The 24,802-nt window shown below is 60.1% G+C and carries 20 protein-coding genes; 5 read left to right on the top strand and 15 right to left on the bottom strand.

Translation table 11 applies throughout. The annotated features are described in order from the left end of the window. Nucleotides 1-639 precede the first annotated feature (639 nt). From S7S_RS19960 to mutM, 4 genes are all read right to left on the bottom strand, one after another. Nucleotides 640-6,054 (bottom strand): Ig domain-containing protein group 1 domain-containing protein, encoded by a 5,415-nt coding sequence (locus tag S7S_RS19960; RefSeq protein WP_008739092.1) that lies wholly within the window; start codon nt 6,052-6,054, stop codon nt 640-642. Between the two features lie 75 nt (nt 6,055-6,129). Beyond that, a complete protein-coding gene (locus tag S7S_RS00525; RefSeq protein WP_008739090.1) occupies nt 6,130-6,660 on the bottom strand; it encodes a porin family protein in 531 nt (176 codons plus the stop codon). 59 nt (nt 6,661-6,719) lie between these two features. Beyond that, a complete protein-coding gene (locus tag S7S_RS00520; protein WP_008739088.1) occupies nt 6,720-7,079 on the bottom strand; it encodes a hypothetical protein in 360 nt (119 codons plus the stop codon). A 426-nt stretch (nt 7,080-7,505) separates the two neighbouring features. Next, nucleotides 7,506-8,315: a bifunctional DNA-formamidopyrimidine glycosylase/DNA-(apurinic or apyrimidinic site) lyase gene (gene mutM, locus S7S_RS00515; protein WP_008739087.1), complete on the bottom strand. Its 810-nt coding sequence runs from the start codon at nt 8,313-8,315 to the stop codon at nt 7,506-7,508. Between the two features lie 138 nt (nt 8,316-8,453). On the opposite strand from mutM, the gene S7S_RS00510 reads away from it, so the two are divergent. Continuing rightward, a complete protein-coding gene (locus S7S_RS00510) occupies nt 8,454-10,439 on the top strand; it encodes a hydantoinase/oxoprolinase family protein (RefSeq protein ID WP_008739085.1) in 1,986 nt (661 codons plus the stop codon). 270 nt (nt 10,440-10,709) lie between these two features. Then, entirely contained in the window at nt 10,710-11,888 is a 1,179-nt protein-coding gene (locus S7S_RS00505; RefSeq protein ID WP_008739084.1) for a DesA family fatty acid desaturase, read from the top strand. Nucleotides 11,889-11,932: 44 nt separating this feature from the next. Here the strand turns inward: S7S_RS00505 and S7S_RS00500 are convergent, their stop codons facing one another. The 11 genes from S7S_RS00500 to S7S_RS00450 all read right to left on the bottom strand — a co-directional run bounded on the left by S7S_RS00500 (nt 11,933) and on the right by S7S_RS00450 (nt 21,999). Next, nucleotides 11,933-13,750 (bottom strand): TadG family pilus assembly protein, encoded by a 1,818-nt coding sequence (locus S7S_RS00500; RefSeq protein WP_008739082.1) that lies wholly within the window; start codon nt 13,748-13,750, stop codon nt 11,933-11,935. 23 nt (nt 13,751-13,773) lie between these two features. Beyond that, entirely contained in the window at nt 13,774-14,067 is a 294-nt protein-coding gene (locus tag S7S_RS00495) for a hypothetical protein (RefSeq protein ID WP_008739080.1), read from the bottom strand. Between the two features lie 2 nt (nt 14,068-14,069). Beyond that, a complete protein-coding gene (locus S7S_RS00490) occupies nt 14,070-14,804 on the bottom strand; it encodes a tetratricopeptide repeat protein (RefSeq protein ID WP_008739079.1) in 735 nt (244 codons plus the stop codon). 35 nt (nt 14,805-14,839) lie between these two features. Continuing rightward, on the bottom strand, nt 14,840-15,706 hold the full coding sequence (locus S7S_RS00485; protein ID WP_008739077.1) for a type II secretion system F family protein: 867 nt from the start codon (nt 15,704-15,706) through the stop codon (nt 14,840-14,842). Then, nucleotides 15,699-16,619, bottom strand: coding sequence for a type II secretion system F family protein (locus tag S7S_RS00480; RefSeq protein WP_008739071.1), 921 nt, complete (start codon nt 16,617-16,619; stop codon nt 15,699-15,701). Before S7S_RS00480 ends, S7S_RS00485 begins: the two co-directional genes overlap by 8 nt. After that, a complete protein-coding gene (locus S7S_RS00475) occupies nt 16,609-17,775 on the bottom strand; it encodes a TadA family conjugal transfer-associated ATPase (protein WP_035205569.1) in 1,167 nt (388 codons plus the stop codon). The genes S7S_RS00480 and S7S_RS00475 overlap by 11 nt, the downstream gene beginning before the upstream one ends. Before the next feature lie 31 nt (nt 17,776-17,806). Beyond that, on the bottom strand, nt 17,807-18,991 hold the full coding sequence (locus tag S7S_RS00470; protein WP_041025835.1) for a CpaE/TadZ family protein: 1,185 nt from the start codon (nt 18,989-18,991) through the stop codon (nt 17,807-17,809). 10 nt (nt 18,992-19,001) lie between these two features. Beyond that, nucleotides 19,002-20,252 carry a type II and III secretion system protein family protein gene (locus S7S_RS00465; protein WP_144401552.1) on the bottom strand — a complete coding sequence of 417 codons (1,251 nt, stop codon included), beginning with the start codon at nt 20,250-20,252 and terminating at the stop codon, nt 19,002-19,004. After that, nucleotides 20,242-21,114 (bottom strand): Flp pilus assembly protein CpaB, encoded by an 873-nt coding sequence (cpaB, locus tag S7S_RS00460; RefSeq protein WP_008739067.1) that lies wholly within the window; start codon nt 21,112-21,114, stop codon nt 20,242-20,244. The genes S7S_RS00465 and cpaB overlap by 11 nt, the downstream gene beginning before the upstream one ends. A 95-nt stretch (nt 21,115-21,209) precedes the next feature. Then, nucleotides 21,210-21,689, bottom strand: a complete 480-nt coding sequence (locus S7S_RS00455) for a TadE/TadG family type IV pilus assembly protein (RefSeq protein ID WP_008739066.1) — start codon at nt 21,687-21,689, stop codon at nt 21,210-21,212. Between the two features lie 34 nt (nt 21,690-21,723). Then, nucleotides 21,724-21,999 (bottom strand): hypothetical protein, encoded by a 276-nt coding sequence (locus S7S_RS00450; RefSeq protein WP_008739065.1) that lies wholly within the window; start codon nt 21,997-21,999, stop codon nt 21,724-21,726. Between the two features lie 694 nt (nt 22,000-22,693). Here S7S_RS00450 and modA point away from each other — a divergent pair. From modA to S7S_RS00435, 3 genes are read left to right on the top strand one after another with little or no spacing between them, the layout of a single operon-like run. Further along, nucleotides 22,694-23,437 (top strand): molybdate ABC transporter substrate-binding protein, encoded by a 744-nt coding sequence (modA, locus tag S7S_RS00445; RefSeq protein ID WP_035205565.1) that lies wholly within the window; start codon nt 22,694-22,696, stop codon nt 23,435-23,437. Continuing rightward, a complete protein-coding gene (modB, locus tag S7S_RS00440) occupies nt 23,437-24,135 on the top strand; it encodes a molybdate ABC transporter permease subunit (RefSeq protein ID WP_008739063.1) in 699 nt (232 codons plus the stop codon). Before modA ends, modB begins: the two co-directional genes overlap by 1 nt. Next, entirely contained in the window at nt 24,128-24,793 is a 666-nt protein-coding gene (locus tag S7S_RS00435; protein WP_008739062.1) for an ATP-binding cassette domain-containing protein, read from the top strand. The genes modB and S7S_RS00435 overlap by 8 nt, the downstream gene beginning before the upstream one ends. The last annotated feature ends 9 nt before the right edge of the window (nt 24,794-24,802 follow it).

Below are 24,802 nucleotides of genomic sequence, written 5' to 3'. Positions count from 1 at the left end.
GGTCCAAGCAAACTCCCTCCCCTGCCAAGGGGAGGGCCGGGGAGGGGTCCGCCCAGCCCGAATGCCGCACTATAGCCCACCACGGTAGAGCCGGCTGGCTCACCGGGCACCGTCAGGAAGCGGTCCAGCTTCACTTTACTTGACCGCGTGTAAAAGCTATTCCACGATGCGCTTCTTAGCTTCGCTCCATTGTAGCGACCTTAGGGCGTCCGACCGCACCGTAATCATTTTCCAGTAAAAAAAGGTTTATTATAGATTAGCGGTAAAGAAGTGGCACTGAGGTCGCAGGCGCCGACGTCTGGCGCGAAACCAAAAAGCAAACGATCCTGCCGATGGAAAGGTGATGCTGGGGCTTTCAGTTCTTCGGGGCGTCAGCCTCTGCTCTATTTTACTAAAAAGCCATGATAAGTCACGGCTGGATAACGCTTCGAGTGTGTCCGGTGATGATGGCTGGTAGTCGTAGCAAGCTAAGGTGCGGCATTCTGGGCGGCCCCCTCCCCAGCCCTCCCCTTGGCAACATTGGCAAAATTCCTGGCGTGACGTTTCCAAAAGTTGGCCTCACGCCCGCCAATCCGCGTAAAAAAACCGCCACCCTTTCAGGTGGCGGTTTCGTATCAGCGAAGGATTTCTTAAAAATATTTACTGAATAGTGATTGTCTTCACTGAAGGCGCAACATTAGCCGCGCTCTGTAAGGTCACCAGAATATCTGTACCGATCTCAATGGTCTCACCCGGGCTCGGCTTTACCGTAAAGGTACATACCAACGGTTCAGTCTGGTTAGCCACCTGGCAGCTGGACGGGCCGATAATATTCGCCGATGAATCGCTCGCGGACACCGAAATACTAGAGCCTATCGCCGGTGCGTTACCATTCAAATCTGCCATGACAACATTGAATTCACCGCCTGTCACGGAGAGGGTGGCAAGCGGTTGCAACCCGGTTAGCACCGCGCTGCCCCAGCCCTGAGGCGGCAGGGCGGAATTAGCGGAATCAGCCCAACTCGTATAACCAGAGCCAGGTTGCACCACCCACCCCTGGATATTATCGGTGGACAGCACGATCAGAACAGATCGGCGCACGTTCGTCAGCGCGTCACAATGATCCGATTGCGCATCCGCACAACCCACGCCCCGGAAACGGGCCGTCACCATATCCACAGCGGTGTAATCCCCACTGGCATCAAAGTCCATATATTCTTCGGCAAAGAGCTGCTCGAACTCGTGAATACCAGTTTCATTATCATCCCGGAAGGCTTCCGGCAAAGGTGTCCATTCCTCGCCCACGTCAAATAGATTATTGCCGTTCTGATCCACAAAACTTTCTTCACCGATTGTCCAGGCAGTGATAGTGCTACGGCCGTAACGATCGAAGGCATTACACGCCACCGGACTCAACACCCCTTGCTCAAACGCTTCATTACGGGGCAGACAAGGTCGAGTAGAACGATCCCCGTCAAAGTGTATTGGTTGGGCAGCGTGGCTGGTCCATGTCACAGAACATGTGCCATCTGAAGTCTCGCAGCTACCATCAATATCACCCAACTCGGTGGTGAAGTTGACGTCTACTCCGTCCAACCAGTTACCGAAGCGGTCCGCAGCCCGAATTGTCACTGGTACGCTCACGCCCTGATGATTACCGGCCAGAACGTTGATCTGCTCTGAGGCCAGTGAAAATCTGTTCTGCGTTACCACGCCGGAATGGATAGAGATCTGGCCCGTCGCGAAGATGGAAGGGGTATCCACAAGCTCCGCTCTGACGCCGGCCACCATTGGTACGCTGCCGCTCTGTACGGTAGCAGTCACCTCACCATTATGGTCAGTCTGGGTCACCAGATCAGAGGTAATATCGAAGCCGCCGATATTGTTTACTGTCGTAAACTGAACCTGCATACCTGCCGCGACCGGGTTACCTGTATCGCTGCGGACAACGAAGGTCAAACGGCCTGTCTCTGTCGCCCCTGCCTGCGATGAGCCTTTCAGGCCTAGTACGGCAGGTGAGGCCCCCAGGAACTCGATAACGCGGGCAGGCGCCGGGGTGATCTCAAATGCACGCTCGACCAGCAGCAGATCAGGGCCTACCTGGGCACGCGCATACAGCGTATCAACCAGACAGCCCGTGCCAGGCGTGTAAGTCGCTCTGGCGTAACCTCCCAAGTTGGCCACCGGGCCATCTGGCACCACCGTGGCGTTCCCGGCTTGCAGACAATAGGAGGAAAACTCGACATAACTCTCGCCCGTCCACGGCGCGCCATTTGCCGTAAAGGCAACAGAAACTAGCAGGCTCTGGCCCTCGACGAGCGTAAGCGGCAAACCTGGCCCCGGATCGATGGCGGAGTCAAACTCAAGAGCGATCTCCACCGGATCCGGCGTCGCCCCCGTTCCACCTCCTTCGGACGAAAAGGATGCGCTCTGGCTGGAGCTTTGCATTTCACCTTCCCAGCCGATACGTACGGTGGCGGTTACCATACCCGCTCCGCGTTCAGTCCCGGACGTAAGCCTTATCGTGGCAACACCGTTGCCATCGGTCAGCGCGGTGCCGTTAATCGGGTCAAGGCCACCGACGCCAGCGGGTGAATCCAGGGTAAAGGTCACTACCCGGTTTTGCATCGCAATGCCGCCGCCATCGATCACCCGTGCCTCGACGGTCAGGAAGTCACCCGCCGGCACTACCCGAGTCTCGACATTGTTGTTGTCATAAACCCGCAGCGCTTCAAGGTAAACATCATTTACCCCGCTCTCACGGATGGTGAAGACCGCCGTTGCTGTCAGGTCCGCTTGCGGGAAGCTTACTGTGACGATGCCGCCGCCAGATACTCCCCTTGAGGCTAGTTCTACCCAGGCCTCGCCGCTGGCATCCGTGGTGATAGTGGCAGTGGTGCCCGACGAAACCGGCCCCTGGAACTCACCCAATGTTGTTTCCAGTGACACGAGCTGGTTCGCCACCTCGCTACTATCAGGATGTCCCACACGGACACGCACACGCGCTGGGTCCTCTCCACGGATTGGGTTATCCGTAGTAACCACCCCTCCGCTGTTTTCAATACCGATGATTTCGAGCGTGAACAAGCTTTCTCCGCCCAGGGTTTCAACCTCTGCACTCGCACTGACAGCAGCGTTATCGGCCATCGTGACGCTGACGTCGCCAGTGCCAGGTGCCGCGCCTGCGACAAGTGTCACCTGCACTTGGCCGCTTGCGTTCGTCCGGCCCGATGTTCCGGCAAGTTCGCCCGCGGTCGCTGCAAAGGTGACAACCCGGCCTTCAACGGGGCCATTCGCACCCGTCAGGGTGGCCACTATTGTCGCCGAATGTTCACTGGTCACTACACTGGCTGTCGGGTCGCTATAGTTCACCTGCAGCGCCAGCTGGAAATCCTGCACCGCAGTAAAGTTATGGGTAGTAAACTCGCTGTGAGAGTCGAATTCCGTTCGTGCCGTCAGCGTGCCCGCGCCGGACGCGGCGCCAATATCCAGCATGATGCGGGCCACCCCGGTCGCGTCCGTCATTACTCTGCCCGATGATGGCTCGAAGGTACCGAGCTCGGAAGAGAAGACAACGATCTGGTCCGCCACCGGAGCGCCGGATGCGTCGGTCAGCCGCGCTGTTACTTCTTCCGGCTCACTGGCGTTGATCGTCCTCGGTGCGGTCAGGACAATATCGCCCGCTGCTGGCTCTTCGCCCGTCAGCATATAGTTTACTTCCGCGCTCAAGCTGCCAAAGGTGGCCGTGACAGTGCCGGCACCCGGTACGCCGCCGGACGCCAAATTCGCCTGTGCACGTCCATCCGGCCCAGTGAGTACCAGTCCATTTGCGGGCAGTAAGTTCCCGGCAGTGGCATCCAGGCGCACAATTTCGTTCGCTACACCATTTCCCTGTGCATCAAGCAGGCGCACCATGACCAGGCCAATATCATTGCCGCCTATCTGCGTGATATCGGTGCTGTTGGCCTGGTCACGCAACGCCAGCTCCAATGTCCAACCCGTTTGCGGATTTTGTGCAACGCCATCGTCACCAGCGGTGTTGAAATTAACGGAGTCCGCAACGTCTGCCACGCCCCTCAGCGCCGCGGTAATCGTCCCGGCGGTCTCTACCTCACCCGCCAGCAAGCTCAGCGTGGCCACACCCGAAGCATCAGTCAAAGCATTACCGGAAGTGGGGCTCAGGGTTCCCGCGTCGGTTGAAAATTCCACCACCACACCCTCTAGCGGGACACCCCCTTGGGTCACTGTCGCCCGGGCCAGCGCCGGATTGTCCTTGTCCACCTGGATATTGGAAAGGGTCAGCGCAAGCACTGGCTTCTGATCAACCTCGGTGTTGACCAGTGCAAAGTTGAGGGTTACCTCGTGTTGCTCACCTGCCAGCGTAAAGAATGCCCGGAGCGTGCCCGCACCACTGATATCATCAGGGCCTACAGACAGTCGCGTTGCCGCCACGCCGCTTGCATCAGTGAGCCTTGTTTGCTGCTCCAATTGTCCCAGTTCAGTTTCGAAGGTTATTACCTGACCGGGGAAGGGTATCGCATTGTCACCCCGTGTCAGGGTTAGTCGTACTTCGCCCGGGCTGGTATTGGTCAGTGGATTCAATGCATAGGGGTTGGACTCGCCGTCCAGGCTCAACGTCAGTGTTACCGTTTCGCCATCTTCCTCAGATAAGCCGCGCGTCAGGAAGTTGACATTGGCGGTGTAGGTCTGGCCCTGGTACGGCACGGCCGCCAGCAGAGTACCCGCGCCTTCCTGTTGCCCTGCATGTAAACGCACAACAGCCTCGCCCGCTGTATCTGTCAGCGCACTGGCTGGTGCAAGCTCACCAAAATTGCCGCTGCTGAAATTGACAACTTCACCCTCCAGCGGCTGACCATCCAGGGTGACCGTTGCCGTAACCGTTGCCGACCGGTCCTGAGTAACAGGATTGCCCGCGGTACCCACCGGATCACCGGTAGCGTCCCGGAGAGCAAGACTGACAACGAGCGGCGCGGTACCCGTGCCGGGCTGTTGCCCGCCCAGCGATTCCGCATTGATACTGGCATTTACAGTTGCTTGCCCAATGCTCGCAGTGGCGGTGATTGAGCCCGCGTTCGGGGTGACCCCCGCAGACAACGTGGTTTCGGCAATACCTTGGCTGTTTGTCAGTCGCGACGCATGCTCAAGCTCGCCCACGGCGGTAGAAAACCGGATCACCTGGCCAGGTACGGGCGCGCCGTTCTGCGTCATCGTGGCGCGCAATGTCAGAGGCGCCGTAGAGGTTACGATCGCCCCCGCCGGCGCAACTACCGTGCCCGCAGCGTCCACCAACTCCAACACCAGCAGGTAATCCTCGGTTTGCACGGGCGGCGCTCCAGATGCATCGCCGTCAGTCGCAAAATTTACCGTATGAGTCGCTACGCGCTCGTCTTCGCCGTAAAGATAATCATGGATGACTGTCAGCGTGCCCGCGCCTCGCGTTTCGCCAGGCCCCAGGATTACCGTTGCCAAGCCAGAACTGTTCGTCAAGGCGCTGTCTTGTGACAGCTCGCCCAAGGTCACCTCAAAGCGCACCACCTCACTGGCCAGCGGCTGGCCCTCGGGGCCACGCAGCATGACCTGGACGGTCGCGTTCTGGGCTTCACTAACCGGATTTTCTGCTACCCCCACGCCGTTGAGGGAGACCGTCAGGCGGCGTACGCCTGGGTCAGCAGGATCATTCTCTTCAGGGTCTGGGTCCGGCGGGATAACCACCTCGGCGCCACAGCCCACCTGGTGGACTCGATTCGCATCCTTGGAGGCAATGCCATTACGTCCGTTACTAAAGGTACAGACTGTACCCGTAGCTGCCAGAGTCAGGGTATAGCTTTTGTTATCCTGCACCTGGGTGGCGAACGAACGCGTCTGGTCGGTGTTAAAGACGAGCTCGCTTCGGGCGTTAAGCGAGACGGTGACCGTTTGGCCTGCCGTCAGCCCCAGCACTGACACAGAGGGACGTCCCAGGCTGATACCGTCACCCCCGCCGCCACCACCACCGCCGCCGCAACCGAGGAGCAGCCCTGCCATTATCATCCATAGCCAGATATTTTTTTGCATTCCTGTTCCCCCGATGACACGAGCCGTTCGCGGCACTCGCCCACCCCTTTATTAAGCTGTTATAGAGTCCACTATTTAAAAGCGCCAAATAGCCCCGAATGAAGGTCCTTTCAGGGTTACGTTGCCAATATCGTAGTACTGCACATACTCTGCGTTAACACCGATACGCTTACCCAGGCTGATATCCATGCCAACCGCGTAGGAAACGTCATCAAAGGTTTCCCTGAATTTACTGCCGTTGGCCAACTCCAGCCATTCTTTACCGTATGTCAGCCCTACCGCCGCGTACGGCCGCACAGGCCCGATATCATAGCCAGCGCGCAGCATTATCGAAACGATATAATCGTGGCCAAATTCACGGCCGCTCCCGGTTTTTGTCGAGATCGTCGTACCCGCCCGCAGTTCGGTATCAAAGATCTCATTAAGATGCCCACCCAAGCGGAAAAAAACATCTCCGGTATCAAACCGGTCATCGCCAAAAAAACGGTCATTTTGCTCTGGCTGGGCATAGCTGATACCAATATAACCCTGCGGGAAATCCTGCGCCTGAACGCCCCCCCACATACCCATTGCCGCAGCAGCTACGGCCGCACACACCTTTTTCATTTAATTATCTCCATTAAATACCGGCTTTTTGGTTTTGCCGGCTTTTTATATCGATTCGCTTATCGATTCGCGTCGCGGGTACGCTTCGCAGCCTGACGCTGTTCATGCTGTGCGGGTGTGCAACCCAGGCAGCGCAGGAACGTGGAGCGGGCTGGTGCCTTGACGAGTGTCTCGCCGGCTTCATCGACATTGCCGCCCAGTGCACTGAATGGCAGCGAGACCGTAAATGCAGCCAGGCCCAGGCCGGTAATCACCAGCATCACCGGACGCGCAATCAGAATATCCCCCGCCACCGCCATTTCGGTAGGACGATCCTCTGCGTAATACGTGCTGGCGTTAGCGGTAAGTGGTGCCATCCCCATGGTGATCAGAGAGGCGGCAAGGACACCGGCCAGGAACGGCCGCTTGGCTCGCAGCATGATCAATCCCTCATTGATTGTGTTTTATGGAGTGCTTCTTATAGTTAGGGTCTGTTGCCGCTTCATTCATCACCGCGTTGCCGCCCCCAGGCACGCCAGGCAAGGCGCGGGCGCAGGGAAGGGCAGCCCCTTTCCAAGCCCCGCAACGCGGCCTAGCGTGCCTGGGGGCGGCAACCCGAAGGGCCGGGCCTGTTTTTGCGTGGCGCCGCGTTGCTCGCCGCTCATTTAGAATGACTAAACTTCGCTGCTCGCGCCTTGCTCCACGCAAAAACAGGCACCGGCGCGGTGATGAATGAAGCGGCAACAGACCCTCATGTATTGCTGTCATTATCCATTCTAAGTGGTTAATAAACCGGCAATTGCATCACAATCTACACCTTTGGTCTGAGAGCGGCAACCATCCTTACCGCTGATCCGCCGGCTCTTTCAGGTCTGGCAGCGACGGCAATAGACGGTGCTGCGTTGCCCGTGGCGGCTCTGGCTGAGCAGGGTGCCACATTGCAGGCAGGGCGCGCCCGCGCGGCCATATACCGACAATTCCTGCGCGAAGTATCCGGGCTGGCCATCCACCCGGCTGAAATCCCGCAACGTGGTGCCGCCAGCCCTGATTGCCCGGCCCAGCACCTCGCGGATCGCGGCGGACAGACGCTGGTAGCGTGCAGCGCTGATACGGCCCGCCGGTCGCGACGGGTGAATACCCGCCATGAACAGGCTTTCCTGAGCGTAAATATTGCCAACGCCCACCACGATCCGGTTATCCATGATGAATGTCTTCACGCTCTGCCGGCGCCCCCGGGACAGCCGGAACAACAGATCGTCATCAAAGGCGTCGTCCAGCGGCTCCGGCCCCAGGTGATCCAGCATCGGGTGCTGGCCCGGTGAAGCAGTCCAGAGCAGGGCGCCGAACCGGCGTGGGTCGGTAAAGCGCAGCATCTGGCCGCTATCGAGCACGAAATCCACATGATCATGCTTGTTCGGCGGCGTTTTCTCCGGCACCACCCGCAGTGAGCCGGACATGCCCAGGTGCATCAGCATCTGGCCGCGAGGCAGGTCCACCAGCAGAAATTTGGCACGCCGGCCCACGCTGCTCACGGCCGCATTTTTCAGGCTCGCCACTTCATCGGGCACCGGCCAGCGCAGTTGACGCTGGCGCAGGTCCACCCGGCGGATACGGCGGCCTTCCAGATGTGGCGCGATACCCCGGCGGGTGGTTTCGACCTCGGGCAATTCGGGCATGACGCAGTGTTTCCTGTCTGTGTGATAGGGCGATGACATCCGGATGATACCTGCATTATCGCCGAATGCATCGACGACACGGCGCATCCGCGTTACCGTTTCGCAGGCTTTCACCTCAGCGTTACAGGCTCGCTCTTCATGACCTCACCCCGCTTCTGGCTCGGCGTCGACACCGGCGGCACCTTTACTGACTTCGTGCTGCTCGGAGAGGGCATCGAGCGTATCCACAAGGTGCTTTCCACGCCCTCTGCGCCGGAGGAGGCGATCTTCCAGGGCATCCGCGAGATGGGGCTGGAAGAGGCTCTGGGTAGCGGACGGCTGGCGATCATTCATGGCACCACCGTGGCCACCAATGCCGCGCTGGAAGGCAAGGGCGCACGCACGCTGTTCATCACCAACGAAGGGCTGGAGGACGTGCTGCTGATCGGACGCCAGACCCGGGCAGAGCTGTACAATTTAACGCCAACCCGTGATGACGCGGTGATCCAGGCAGATGACATCCTCGGCATTGCCGGACGCCTCAACGCAGACGGCCAGGAGATCGTACCCCTGGATGAGGCGGCCATTGAGCAATTAGTGGCGCGTGTCCGGGCTGTGCGGCCGGAGGCCATCGCGATCAGCCTGCTATTCAGTTATCTCAACCCGGAGCATGAACAGCGCTTGCATGCGGCGCTGGCAGACTGCGCCGGGTTTGTCTGCCATTCCGCCGAGGTGTTGCCCATTGCCGGTGAGTACGAGCGCGGGCTGGCCACTTGGCTGAATGCCTGGCTGGGCCCGAAGGTGGCGGATTATCTCGACCGGCTAGGGCGCGGCGCTTCCCCGGCGCCGGTCAGCATCATGCAGTCCGGCGGTGGCACGCTGGCGCTGGATGCCGCCGCTGGCCGGGCGGTAAATCTGCTGCTGTCCGGGCCGGCCGGCGGGCTCAATGCGGCACGCGCCATCGGCGAGGCACTGGATGAACCGCGCCTGATGACTTTTGACATGGGCGGCACCTCCACCGACGTCGCCCTGCTGGATCATGGTTTCCGGCTGACGCTGGAAGGGCACATCGGCCGCTGGCCGGTCGCGGTACCGATGGTCGACATGCACACCATCGGCGCGGGCGGCGGCTCGCTGGCCGCCGTCGATGCCGCCGGCATGCTGCATGTAGGGCCGACCTCCGCTGGCGCCGACCCCGGCCCGGCCTGTTACGGACGCGGCGGCACCGGTGTGACGGTGACCGACGCCAACCTGGTGCTGGGCCACCTGCCGGACGATCTGCAGCTCGGCGGCGGCCTGCCGCTGTCACGCGCCGCGTCCGAGCACGCGCTGGCGGCGCTGGCCAAACAACTGGGCACATCGCCCGAACACGCAGCACGCGGCGTCATTGATCTGGCCAATGAGCACATGGCCCAGGCACTGCGCGTCATCTCCATCCAGAAGGGGTTTGATCCGGCGGACTTCATGCTGCTGTGCTTCGGCGGGGCCGGCGGCCTGCATGTGTGCGCCCTGGCAGAGATGCTCGGCATCCCCCGCGCCTTGGTACCGCGCAACAGCGGCGTACTCTCTGCCCAGGGGCTGGTGCGCGCGCCACGGCAGCGGGAGCTGATCCAGGCACTGCCTACAGAAACCGATACCGAGAGCCTCAATGCGCTGGCCAGCACCCTGATCATGCAGGCACACGAGGCCATGCAGACGGAAGAGGGCGGCGCCCTTGATCCTGCCGCGCTGGAGCAACAGGTCATGCTGGATGTGTGCTACGCCGGCCAGTCGTTCCCGCTGAGCGTGCCCTGGCAGGGCGACATTGCTGCGGCAGAAGCGCATTTTCACCAACTGCATGAACAGCGCTACGGGCACCGCCTGCAAGCGCCGGTCGCGCGGGTGAACCTGCGTGCCCGTCTGAGCCTGAGGGAGACTCTGCCCGATGCCCCGGCTGGCCGGGTCACGGCGCCCGGTCCGGTCCGGACGAGCCAGGTAGCCGGCCTGGGGCCCGTGCCGGTGCGGGGGCGCGACAGCCTGCCGGTGGACGAGCCGCTCAACGGGCCATTGATCGTTACCGAGGCCGTGGCGACCACCTTCGTGAGCCCCGGCTGGCAGCTGCTTCGGCTGGTGTCGGATCATCTGCTGGTGACGCGTATCCAGTAAGGGAGGTGGCGGGATTCGCTGCGCGCTTCCCGCCGAGCCCACCCAGCCTGCCACACCATTCCGCTTGCAAACTGCTCCCGCGCCCGCACACTAGTAGGGAGAGCGCCCTATCCCGGCGCCTGCGTCATTCAGGAGAAAGCGCCTGTCCCGCCAGATGCGGCTCCTCCGCCCAGCGCTATTGGCCTTACAGCCCCTGCCGAGCCAACGCATCACTGGCTAGAATGGCGACTTTAAACTGTTACCCCGCCCATCGGCGCCGTGGACATTGTTATGTGGAATGGTCTGTTCAACCCTTCGGTCTGGCAGCTTGTACTGATCACGCTGGTCCTGACCCATATCACTATCGTCAGTGTGACCGTGTACCTGCACCGGCACTCGGCGCACCGCGCGCTGGACCTGCATCCGATCGCAGCGCATTTCTTCCGTTTCTGGCTGTGGCTGGCCACCGGCACGGTCACCAAGGAATGGACGGCGATTCACCGCAAGCATCACGCACGCTGTGAAACCGACGAAGACCCTCACAGCCCGCAGGTGCTGGGCCTGAAAAAGGTCCTGCGTGAAGGCGCCGAGCTGTACAAGGCAGAAGCGATGAACCAGGAAACGCTGGCCCGCTATGGCGCCGGCACGCCTGATGACTGGATCGAGCGCAATCTGTACAGCAAGTATTCTTTCGCCGGCATCTTCCTGATGCTGGGCATCGACATTCTCTGTTTCGGCGCCATCGGCATTACCGTCTGGGCGGTGCAGATGGTCTGGATTCCGTTGTTCGCCGCCGGCGTCATCAATGGGGTCGGGCATTTCTGGGGGTATCGCAATTTCGAAAGCCGCGATGCGTCACGCAACATCAGCCCGATCGGCATCCTGATCGGTGGCGAAGAGCTGCACAACAACCACCACACCTATCCGAATTCAGCCAAGCTGTCCGTGCGCCGTTTTGAGTTCGATGTGGGCTGGTTCTGGATTCGCGTGCTGGAAACCCTGCGGCTGGCCAAGGTCAACAAGGTGCCGCCGCGCCCGGTGCTGGCCAGAGACAAGCAGGTGATCGATCTGGACACCCTGCGTGGCCTGATCAGCAACCGCTTTCAGGTCATGGCGCGGTATCGCCGCGAAGTGATCACACCCGTGTTCCAGGAAGAACGCGAGCGCGCCTGTGAAGTCACGCGCAGCTTTTTCCAGCGTTGCCACAGCCTGCTGCACCGAGATGAGAGCCTGATTACCGAACGCTGCCGTGAACGGCTCGACCGGCTGACCTCGCACAATGAAACGCTGGCTGCAATTTACCAGTTCCGGTTGCGGCTTCAGGATATCTGGTCGCGGACCAGCCTGAGTTCGGCGGAGATGCTGGAAGCATTGAAGCAGTGGTGTCAGGAAGCTGAGGAGAGTGGGATACGGGCGTTGCAGGAGTTTGCGGCCAAACTGAGAGCCTATACCGTTCATTCACCTGCCTGAATTTAGAGGATAAAGGCCCGCTGCGAAACGGGCCTTAAATTTGTCTACTCATCAAGTAGCTCACAATTCACGAGGAAGCAGTCTAGCAGAACCACCTGATCCTGACTGACATGGGTTACATCAACAGACATTCCTCCGAGGTTTAAACCCAGGCCCGCAAGCAGCGGGCCCAGAATGTCACTGGCAAGACCATTCAAGACTCGAACCAACGTATCATTCACCAACGACTCAATGGCGGGCCCGGTAATATCGTTCAATAACTCGTCAAGCAGTGGGTTCAGCAATTCACCCAACGGGCAGGTCAGCCAACTGAGCAGGCCGCGGCAATCCTCTTCCTGCAACCTGACGTCCACATCTATCTCCAAACCTGCACCAACCGATGTCACTCCCAACCCGGGCGAAACATAAGCTCCCACAGGCTCTTTTGAATAGAGATTGAACACCAATTCTCTAAGCACAGGTTGTGACGGCCTGCTACCGACTGTTAGCTCTCCAAGACGAGCAGACACAGAAATAGTCAGCAAGCTACGAAGCGCCTCTAAAAGATGAACCTGCACCCCATCTTGCACTAGTGCCCCATTAGCTTGCAGTGTCTGCGTCGATACTTTCACCACCTCGGGCTGCAGCAAAAAGCCAAGCAAAACATTATTGCTCGTCCCCACAGCACAGTCCGCATAAGCTAGATAGCCACTCCCCCCACCGGTTTTAACCAAAAGCGGGACCGTTATCGTAGCCAAGCCAGGTATCTCAACGCCTACCCGCAAACCCAATATCACATCGGCGACTTCAAACGTCAGCATGGGATCACCATTGGGTTCAAACCGGGCGGGGGCTATCAGCACAGCGGGCGCTTCACCCACGGTCAAATCGAGATCGACCGACACTATATCGCCCAAACCGACATTTACCTCTCTAGGTGCAGCGAGACCCACAACATTCCCGGAAAGCGCGTTCAGAACAACAGCCATTACAGTATCGTACACAGGAATCTTGACGTCACCTGGCCTCTCAATAGGGCCGACGCTACGTAATACGTCTCCCAGCCGCACATTGGTGGTGATAAGGCCAGCAGCATCCAGCATTTGATCTATTGCGTCACCCGCATCCCCTCCTCCCTCACCAAGACCGGCGAGAATTGCTTCAAGGAGGTGATCTACTGGCACAAGGCGGTCAGCACCCACCAGAAGATCGCTGACACCGATATTGTCAAGAAAGCCACCAAGAGCAAACGTTGTACTTGCCAGGCTCCTAACGTCCGTTGCATCCAGCGCAAAGGGTTTACCATTTGTCAAAAGCGCCCCGAGCAGCGCGCCCAATAGCCCAGCGGTTTGATCATCTCCGCCGATAACAGCCGTTGATCCGCCTGCGGAAACGGTAGCTACGACTTCTTTGCGTGCCACGGCAATCGCTGCCATATCAACGCCACCAAACAAACCGGGTAGCAATGAGGAAATTGGCTCGCGCAGCGAGTAAACGACTTTTACGGCATTGGATTCTTTGACCGACTGATCGAATTCTCGGAAGTGCCAGCGATCATTAACAGAGGTCAGCGTCCCGGCCTGTATCACCGTCAAATCTCCGCCAAGGGCTTGTTTCCCTGCGGCAACAGCCGCCGCCTCTGCGATACTCCGAATAGATTGATCGTTTTCCAGTTCCAGTCCCGCGCAAGCCTGCGCGCCATCCGCTGCCGCCATGGCAGCCGCATTTGCTACAGCCTGCATTTCGCGCTTTACCGCATACAGCCTCGCACCATCAAGCAAAAGTACTGTGAAAAGGACAATCAATATGATTAGTAACGGCGTGGTAACAGCCAGCACACCGCGCTGGCGGGACAATAATACGATGCGCTCACGACGGTTCATGACACATCTCCTGCAGACACCGCTCAGCGACCGGATTGCTCGCGTGTCTGCTCACCAAAGGAATCGGGAATCGGCGTCCTGAAGCTGTCACCCAGACGACGCTGACTGTCCACGTACAATTGTGCGGGCAGTTCGCTCTCCACCGCGGGCGCGTTCTGTCGCTGTTGTTGCAGCAGCCAGTCGGTCACGGTCTCGCGCTGCATATTGACCACAGTGTCGGAGAACCCGGAAGGATAGGATTCAGGCTCAGCAGCCAGAGCCGGCAATGCCATCACGCCGCTCAGCAATACGACAGAAATCGGCAGGTGTTTCCACATGATCAGAACCTCCTGAGCTGGTTGGCCAGGCTACGCGCATGCGCCAGCTCGTCATCGGTGTAATGATAATTCTGTTGCAGCCTTTCAAGCCCGGCGCTGTCACCAGACAACATGTAGGCCGCCGCCAGGTTCTGGCGCGCACGGCCGGCGCCATTCTCCAGCTCCAGTGCCGTGATCAGTTCGAACATCGCCTCATCGTGACGGCCGGCCATCAACAGCGCATAGCCATGGTCGTTACGTACATCCGGGGAAGCTGGCAGCATACGCGCCGCACGTCGCAGTTCCGACAGGCCGCTCTGTAGATCGCCCTGTTTCACCATCACCATACCAAGGCCATGGCGCGCTTCGCCGGTATCACACTTTTCTACCAGTGTTTCGAATACCGAGCGGGCGCGCAGCAGTTGTTGGGTCTTGGCCTGTAGCTGCCCATAGCGCAGCCAGTACTCAATGTTTTTCTGCTGCGTCTTTTCCAGTTGTGCCAATGCCGCATATGGGCGCCCCCGGGAGGTGAGGGTGTCCACCATTTCCAGCTCCACGCGCTCTTCGGGCGCCACGTTGGTCGAGCAGTTTACTCGGGGCCGGAAGTCACTGCGTACCGGCGTCTCCGCCGGCGCTTCGACCACTCGCGCCGGGGCTGGTGCGGGCTCTGCGGCAGCGTCGGCATGACCACCGTTCAACGGGCGGTTTGCGCAGCCGCTGGCTACAATAGTGATGGCGACCATCAGGGCTGTCTTCATGGATCTCATCCGGGTCACTCCCTTCCTTTTATCCGTTATCGGCTCAACGCCTGTCCGATCGATACGATCGCCGGGCCACCAATGATGATGAACAGCGCCGGCAGCATGAACACCATCATCACAATGGTCATTTTGGCGCCCACGCGGTTAACGTCTTCCTTGATGCGACTTTTTTCGATGTTCTGGCCTTCGTTGATGATCTGCTCGATGCCGCTGGTGATACCGCCGCCGAGCCGGCTACCCTGCTTGAGCAGTTGCGTCAGGTTGTAGAGCACCGGCACGTTGCGGTCGCCGCCCATTTCCGCCAGGGCTTCGCTGCGGTCTGCGCCGGCTTCCATCAGGCGGCCGAAGCGGTCCAGCCGGTAGATCATGGTCGGCATCAGTTCGCGGGCCTGCAGTGTGGCGATGCGAATGGCGCGCTCGATGGACAGGCCAGATTCAATCAGCATGCGCAAGACATGGCCAAACTCGATGGCTTCCAGGTTCTGCCGCCGGCAGGAGCTGTGCCCCATGCCGCGAATCATGCGTCGTGGCAGGATAAACCCCACTGCCAGCAACACCATGAAAGGCACTATGCCGCCCAGAACAAGCCCCAGCACCGCTACGGCGGCCGGCAGCATCCAGCACGCTATCAGGTAGATCGTCTGGATTGATTCGGCACTGCGGCCAGTCAATCGCAGGGCATTCGCCATTTCGAGATAATCGGCCTTCGCAAAGGAGGAGCCCGCAACCCGACGAGACAACATGGACAGCACCGCACTCTGCGGCGCAGGCCCTTCCTCGTCGGGACGTTGCAGCATGCGCTCGGTGACACGCTGGTGGCGCTGCCAGACTTCCGCGCGTCCCACCGCCAGCCAAAGCGCGACCAGCGCGAGCAGTATGACGACCAGGAAACTAACCACGGCCCACCCCCTGAATCATGCGCAGAATGACGATCACGCCCAATGTCTGTAACGCGCCAGCCACCATCAGCATGACCTTGCCACTGTCCGTGCCGAGTAACACATCACGATAGGTGTCGTTGGTGAGCACCATATACAGCGACAGCAGTATCGGCACAGCGGCGAACACACCGGCTGTCATGCGTGTTTCAGCCGTGGAGGCCATGAATTCGCGGCGCATTTCCTGCTGTGCACGCAATGAATCGGACACCTGCCCAAGCACCGGACGCACCGATGAACCAAATCGGCTGGTGGTCCGCAATGTCACCGCCACCAGCACCATCGGTGGCACCTGATACAACCGCGCATAGCCATCGAACAGCCCGGCATATTCACGGCCGGCTTCCACGGCGCTGCGCACCCGGAACGCCAGCGGTGCAAACACCTCCGGCGCTTCCCGCAGGCTATCGATCATGGCCTGGTCCAGCGACCGGCCCGCATCCATGTTGCGCAGTACGTTATCAATAATGGTCGGCAGGTTATCGAAGATCGCGCGACGCAGGCGCTGATAACGCAGGTTCCAGTACACCCAGCCCAGCAGCATCCACCCCAGCAGTGACAGCAGCGCCGCCATCGGCCCGTACAGTGCAAGAATCACTGCTGAGGACACCAGCAATACCAGCGCCAGCAGCATCAGGCCGCTCTGCGTGGTGCGAATACCGGCCTTCATCAGCAGCTTTTCCAGCCGGCCTGTAATCAGCAGACTCTCACTGTTTTCGTCCAGAAACTCACGCTGACTGACCATGCGCGCGCCGATCACTTCGCGCATCTTTCGCCCACGGCGGTAGTGCAGCAGCCAGCACTGCGCGACCACCACCAGGATGGCGAGCAGGCCCAGCATGCGGGCTGCGGACAACAGCGCTTCAGAGCTCATCGGGGCTCCTGTACAGATATTTCATGGCATACAGGTTGTCGTCGTCCGGCGTCAGTTGCACCACTTCCTTGAGGATACGTTTGCCGCTGGGCAGACGTTCAAGCTGGACGATGACATCCAGCGCCGAACTGATCAGCCGGCCAATGGCTTTTTCGCTGGCTTCATAGCCGCTCACCGCCAGCAAGGTTTCAATCCGCACCAGCGCTTCGCGGGTGCCGTTGGCATGGATGGTGCTCATGGAACCGTCGTGGCCGGTGTTCATGGCCTGCAACAATTCGATGATCTCGGCGGAACGTACTTCGCCGACTATGATCCGGTCAGGCCGCATCCGCAGGGCATTGACCACCAGATCTCGCGCTGAGATACGGCCCTTGCCTTCGGCATTGGCCGGGCGGGTTTCCAGCCGCACCACATGCGGATGGTTGAGCACCAGCTCGGCGGAGTCCTCAATGGTAAGAATGCGCTGGTTGCGGGGAATGTACTGGCTGATCAGGTTCAGCATGGTGGTCTTGCCCGTGCCGGTCCCCCCGCTGACGATGATGTTGCGCTTGCCCTGAACCGCATCAATCAGAATGCGCAGGCATTCATCGGTCATTGACCCGGCCTTGATCAGATCATCCGCCATCAGGTGGTGACGGGTGAATTTCCGCACCGACACCGACGGACCGTCCAGCGCCAACGGCGGGATGACCGCATTGACACGCGAGCCGTCCGGCAGGCGCGCATCCACCATTGGGCTGGCTTCATCGAGGCGTCTGCCCAGTGGCGCGAGAATACGGCGGATTACACGCAGTACATGATCATCGTTGATGAAACGGGTTTGTGCTTTTTGCAGCACACCAGCCACTTCCACAAAGACACTGTTCGGGCCGTTAACCAGAATGTCATTGATCCGGGGGTCTTTCAGCAGGGGCTCCAGCGGCCCAAAGCCGGTGACTTCATCGATCATGTCACGCACGAGCTGGTTCATGTCCTGGCTGGAGAGCGGCGTGCGGCTTTCGGTGACGTGCTGGATGACGGCGCGGCGCACGGTATCGTGCAGCCGCTCGGTCTGCGTGCGACTGACTTCAATACCTTCCTCATCCAGCCGCTCCACCACGCGCGAATGCGTGGAGGCTTTTAGCTGCTGGTATTCGTCGTCGATACGTCCCGCCACAATATGCCCCGATCAAAAAAGTTGGTCGCCGTCAGGCGCGTTTCCATGGCCAGAAGCGCCGGCCCGCGCCGCCGCTCTGCACACCACCAAGCGTCATGACCAGTTGATCCATTTTTCGGTTGTACGCGGATTTCGGTGCCACATCCTGAATCGGTTGCCCCAGGTTGATGGCTTCCAGGCGATGCTTCCAGTCCATCGGCAGCGCCCCGGCCACACTGGCGCCGGTGGCCTCTGCCACTTCTTCCACACTCGGCGGCAACTGGGTCTCATGGCCATCCAGCACCAATTGCAGGTTGGAATTGCCGGAAAGATAAGGTCGCCAGTTCATCACCTGCTCACGCACCTGATGCACCTGCTCCACCTGGGGGTGCAGCATCAGCAGCACATGGTCGGCGTGCACGCCCAGCGTGCGTACCCAGGCATGGTGATGACGGCTGCCGATATTCAGCAGCACTTTGTCGAACATGCCCATCAGGCGGTTCAGTGCAATGAACAGATCCGCGCCACGATCGCCCAGCACGTCACCCTTGCCCAGGCCACCGCGCAGCAGGCGCACACCAGGGCGGTATTCTTCCAGTGCGGTGTCGATCAAGGCACGATCGAGCGTGTCCGGGCTGCTGAGCAGATGGTTGAGATCGAAATCACTGCGCGCATCCAGATAGAAGACGCTTTCGCGATGCGACTCGATATCGATGGCCAGGAAGGATTTGTCTGGTTCGTGCCGGCCCATGGCCAGCGCCAGGTTCTGGGTGAAGAAGGCGGTGTCGACCAGCGGATCAGCGCCAGCGACCAGCACCAGATTGCGTATCTTTGATTTCAGCCCTTCCCCCCAGGAGGAAGGGCGGATCAACTGATGGCGGCGCAGACGATCACGCATTTCCGCAGTATCGCCGCCCATGATGATGCAATCCCGCGCACCAGCACGCATGCATTGCAACAGCAATTCCTGGTCGGTGCTGCGGCACACCGCAATCACCGTGACCCAGGGTCGCGCATTGGTCAGCGCGGTGATCACCGCCAGCGACTGGTTAATATCCGCCTCGACCACTTCCACCAGCGCAATCTGCGCGCCGGTGGCTTCCAGCAGGCGCAGCACGCGCCCGAGATCGGCACGGCTCACATCCTCAAGCCTCCAGTTATCTTCCAGCGCGCGGTCCAGCCAGCGTTGCGTATCGGCATCGTCGGTGACCGACAGCAGAATTTCATGCTCCACCATGCTTGGCTCCTTACCAGCTCAGGCCGTGGCGAATAGGCTGCGACCCCTTGCGGGTTTCCGTCATCATGTCCAGCCAGCCGGTGCTGCTTTCGTGGTAACCCGCGCCCGGCAGCACGCCCGGAGGCATGGTCGAACGTTGCGGCGTGACCAGATGCGGCGTCACCACCATCACCAGTTCCTTGTCGTCACGGCTGATGCGGCTGGAACGGAAGAAGGCACCCAGTACCGGAATATTGCCCAGGCCCGGAATACGGTCGCTGTTATTGACCGTGGAACGACTGACCAGGCCGCTGATGATGAAGGTTTCTCCTGGCGCCAGTGACACCGTGGTTTCTGCGCGGCGCACTCGCAGACCCGGCACGGAGACGCCGCCGGTGGTGACGCCGGCAGAGAAGTCCAGCTCGCTCACTTCCGGTGCCACTTTCAGAATGATCTGGTTTTCATCAATCACGGTCGGCGTCAGTGACAGCCCGACGCCGAATTGCTTGTACTCCACCTGAATACCGTTGTTATCACTGCGGATCGGTACCGGAAATTCACCGCCGGAAAGGAACGATGCGTTCTGGCCAGACAGACTGGTCAGGCTGGGCTCCGCCAGCGTGTAGGCAAAGCCGCCGCTTTCCAGCGCGGTGATGATGGTGGTGGAGTTACTGCCGAGACGAAACAGATTGAAGCCATCGGCGCTGATTGGCGCCGTAACACTTCCCGCGCCGCCCGGCGGCACATAACCCGGACCACCCGGAGGGCTGATACCCACACCAGTACCATTGAACACATGACTGTAGGCAAAGCCGAGTGCGTTGAGCTCCGTCTTGCTCACTTCAAGAATGCGGATATCGGTTTGCACCTGTGTCCCGAAGGGCAGGGCACTTCCCGCAGTGGCCGAGACCACCACAGTGCTGACCATCGGCTCACTCATGCCTCGCAACCAGACCGACAGCACCGAGGAACCCTCTTTTTTTGCCGTCAGCAGCAGCTGCGTTGTTTCGCTGACCGTCACCGCCGCCACCTCCGGATCAGAGGTGGCAACACGGACAACCCGATCCGCGTACGTCAGCACACGCTGGTCACCGGGCGCAACACGCATGACGTCGCTGTCCATCTGTGACTGGCCTTGCGCCGGCCATGCCAGCAGCATGCACAAGGCCCCCAGTACGACTCCGACCACTGCGCACTTGCGGCGCACTACCTCTGCCACCCCACCCATGGAACCGTCTCCCTTTTTGCAGTGGCCCTGCGGGCACACGTCGCTAGTGGACATAAGTGCTCCTTGAACTTGACCCCTCGATCACTTCCACACGCTCACCCGGCCGTGCAGCCGGTGCAGCTCGTTGCGGTTTCGGGAACAGGGAATCAAGTTTCATGACGTCTGTTTTAGCCGTTGCGGCAGTCTGCGCGGCCTCACCATCCTTGCCGGCATCAAAGCGCGCCTCACCGGCCACGGCGAGACGCAATGAACCGTTGTCCGACGCCACCAGCAGCCGTGTCAAATCCTCACGCGGCACTGCCAGCACGGCAGAACTGTTGCGGCTGCTACGTTGTTGCCGCGCGTTCTCTGGATCAACCGGCTCGCCATCAAGCTGGCCATAGACGGCGAGCACTTCGATGCTGCTGAGCAAAATCACGGCCGTGGGTTGCGCATCCTGGCCGGTGCGGAATGACGCCAGCACATCCACCAGATCACCGGGCTTGAGCAGCCCGCCTGCGGCAACCACATCATCGATGGAGATAGCAAAGGCGCGATAACCCGCCGGCACGGCGCGGGCAAGCTGATTACCGGCTTCAAGATGGGTGCGCGCAAGGACTTCGCCCTGGCGCAGATTGCGGCGCAGCAACTGCCCCGCCATATTGGTCTCCGCCGTCACCGCGTCCGCAAGCGGCACACTGACTGCGATACGCGCCAGGTCCTCCTCGGCAATGACCGTGCCCACCGGCAGCTCACGCGTGCCAACCCAATATTCATGGGTGAGTGTGGGCTCGCGCTCTTCGACCACCTGGATCACAGTACCAGGCCCCTGCTGCTGATCGGGATCCGGCATGCGCGCCAGACCCACCAGCGCCAGAATTACAGCCAGCACACTCAGCAGTATTGCGGGCAGCATATAAAGCCATCGGGACCCCATATCCCCTCCTGTGTTCACCGGACCGGCACGGGCGACCTGCACTGCTGACGACGGGCCGGTGTGACGTCCCTGTACTACGTGTGATGCGCTTTACGTCAAAACGCCACCTGGGCACTGGCCCGGATACCGTTTGAGGGCGCTGGTGGAAATTGGCCCAGAAAACCAAACGTTATGGCAGGTAGCGCAGCCTGAAGAGCCGCTTGAGGCATTGTCAGCTCACACCGCACCACGACTATGCTTTGCGCAGATACTGTTTCTGTTACACAGTTATCCGCCGACAACTCCAGACGCTCCTGCACGGGAGATGGCAGGTCTTGCACCAGCTCCGTCAGTGCGCTGTAAGCACGGGTACGAACCTGCGTGCCAAGCTGCTGCTCAGGAAAGCGGGAACGGTCCAGATACATCCCACTCGCCACCGCGCCGTCTACAACGCTCTGCATCCTATACTGCCAAGAGAAGAGAACGCTGTAGTAGCCGGCGGCATATAAAATCGCAACGATGAAAGGGAACAGCAGCAGGAACTCAAGAGTTACCACTCCGTCTTCTGCTTTCCCATTGCCATGCGTTACATTCATGGGCCGTGTCCTTTAGAGGGGCAGGAACACCCAATCAACCCTCACCGGCAGGCATGTCAGCCGCATCTCGGAAGAGTTTCTCAAACGCTGCCTCCAAGGTCTCTTTAACCGTATTGTTGGTTGCAAGCACGCCGATAATTATGATGATTGTCGCGGCAAGAATGATGTATTCCAACGCCGAAGCCCCTTTCTGCCGATCTCTCGCCGACCAGCTCGCCACTTGCGTACGTGAAGCCACGACGCGGGCCAACTGAAGCAACCCGCGATACAGAAAGGTAAATACCGATGCAATCTGAATAAGCATTTTCATTTTGACTCTCCCTGAAACAGGAACAACTCTGATACCAATCCGCTTGGCCTGACATCCTGTGTGACGACTGCTCGCCATCCCGCAGAAACCCTGCCGGCCGACCTGAAGCAAGTCATAAGATGGAGATGGTTAGGAAGTGCCCCCGGCAGTCAGGAAAACTGCGAAAAGTAGATTCATCCTTTATTGCTTTATGGGCTTTCCCTAACAACACCGCACCCTAAGCCTTTAGTCGTACCGACTGATTGTTATACTACGGCCGGATAATCCAGTTTCTCAATATGCTTTTGTATCTGAAATCGTCTCTTTCTGTAAGCTATGGCTTACTTGTTCACCTTTGTCATTACTCGAAATGACAGACGCGCCGAAAAAGGTGACCAAAACGATTTGCTTAATGTCATTGTGCTAGGCCAATTATGTTTTCTTATATAATTCACTCGTTCAAATAGATTATTAATTTTGCATGGCATCCTCACTGGCCATGCTTTCTTCTAGTGCATGAACGCGGCCCGCCTCCCGCTTGCCGCGCCACCCTTGCCTCGGCAGCCCGCAGGCGAACTGTTCCCATTTTGCCGCTCATACCGGCCTGTATCTGATATCAAAAGTACAGCCCCGGATTAGCAAAGCAGTCCCTGTCACCGACCAAATTCCCTTAGTATGGCCACAGCCTTTCACGCCCTTTAACCAGGTGTTACTGATGCGCCGTACATTGCGAACACTTCTGGCCGTGAGCGTCATGTTTGCCGGACCAGCCCGGGCCATCACTGTCTATGCCGCCGCCAGCCTGACCGATGTGCTCGATGCCATAACGGAGAAATACCAGCAAATCCGGCCCACCGATATCCGTCTTTCGTACGCCTCTTCCTCCACCCTGGCGCGCCAGATTGAGGCGGGCGCCTCCGCTGATCTCTATATCCCGGCCGATGAACAGTGGATGGATTACCTGTCCGAACGTGACCTGATCGACAAAGGCAGCCGGCGCAGCCTGCTGCGCAACTCGCTGGTGATGATCGCACCCGTGGATCATCCACGGCAGGTAGACATGGCTGCGGCCACGCCACCAGGCTTCGACGGACGCCTGTGCATGGGCGAGCCCGACAGCGTGCCGGCCGGCATGTACGGCCGGCAGGCCCTGGCATCGCTGGGCTGGTGGCCCTTTCTGGAGGCCCGTGTGGCCGGCATGCAGGATGTTCGCGCCGCGCTGGCGTTTGTGGCGCGTGGCGAATGCCCGCTGGGTATCGTCTATGAAACAGACACGCGGGTGACCGACCAGGTCATGATTGCGGGCCGCTTCCCGGAGCACAGCCATATGCCTGTGCGTTATCCCGCAGCACTACTGCACGGGGCAGACCCCGCAGCACGCGATTTCCTGGATTACCTGAGCGGTCCCGAGGCCGCCACCCTGTTTCGTGCCGCCGGCTTCACGGTCATCGCCCCCTGATGCTGACGCCAGCCGAAGGAGAAGCCCTGGCGCTGTCCGCGAAAGTGGCGTTCTGGTGCATGGTGATCGGGCTGGTGCCCGGTGTGGCGCTGGCTTGGCTGCTGGCGCGCGGGCGCTTCCCGGGCAAGGCATTGCTGGACGCGCTGGTGCATCTGCCCATGGTGCTGCCGCCGGTCGTGCCGGGCTATCTGCTATTGCTCGCGTTTGGGCGGCAGGGGCCAGCGGGGCAGTGGCTCAATGAGACATTCGGCATCAGCCTGGCCTTTCACTGGACCGGCGCCGTGCTGGCGTCGCTGGTGATGGGCCTGCCGCTACTGGTGCAGCCAGTACGGCTGTCATTCCAGTTGATCGACTCCCGCCTGGAGCAGGCCTCCCGCTCCCTCGGTGCCGGCCCCTGGCGCACCTTCCTCACCATCACGCTGCCGCTGGCCGCGCCGGGCATCCTGGTCGGAGCGATTCTGGCCTTCAGCCGCAGCCTGGGAGAGTTTGGCGCGACCATTACCTTCGTGGGCAATATCGCGGGCGAAACCCGCACCCTGCCGCTGGCTATCTACAGCTACATTCAGCAGCCGGGCGGTGAAGCGCCGGCCGGGCGGCTGATCCTGATTTCGGTCGGGCTGGCCCTGGCGGCCCTGTTGGCCAGCAATGCGCTGACCCGACGCCTGCAACGCCAGTTGGGGTACCGCGACCATGCTTGAGTTCGATCTGCGCTGGCAACGCGGCGACTTCAGCCTGCGGGCGCAAGGCCGGCTTGATGGCGGCGTCATCGGGTTGTGCGGCCCCTCCGGGGCCGGCAAGAGCACACTGCTGGCAATGATCGCCGGCTTGCAGCGACCGGATGCCGGCGCCGTCCGCTGGAACGGCGTCGCGCTGGTGGAGACAGGCCGGCGCGTTTTCCTGCCTCCGGAGAAGCGCCGCATCGGGCTGGTCTTTCAGGACGGTTGCCTGTTTCCACATCTCACCGTGCAGAACAATCTGCTCTACGGCTATCGCCGCCGGCCCGCCAGCGAGCGGCTGTTTCCGCCAGACGCCATCATTACATTACTGGACATCGGCCACCTGCTCACCCGCCGGCCGCGTGACCTGTCCGGGGGCGAGAAGCAGCGCGTCGCGCTGGGGCGGGCGTTGCTGTACTCGCCGTCGCTGCTGTTGCTGGATGAACCGCTGGCGTCGCTGGACAACCATCGCAAGCAGCAGATCCTGCCGTTCCTGCTGCGGGTGCGGGACACGCTGGGCCTCCCGATGCTGTATGTCAGCCATGCCGAGGACGAGGTGCGCTATCTCACCGACCGGGTCTGGCATATGGAGGCGGGCCGGCTGCATACCGGCCCGGCAGGGGAGAGAATCGGCCCATAGGCTCGCAAA

Source organism: Isoalcanivorax pacificus W11-5, from assembly GCF_000299335.2.
Taxonomy (GTDB): Bacteria; Pseudomonadota; Gammaproteobacteria; order Pseudomonadales; family Alcanivoracaceae; genus Isoalcanivorax; species Isoalcanivorax pacificus.
Note: the sequence above shows the minus strand (reverse complement) of the source record. Positions and strands in the feature narration are given on the sequence as shown.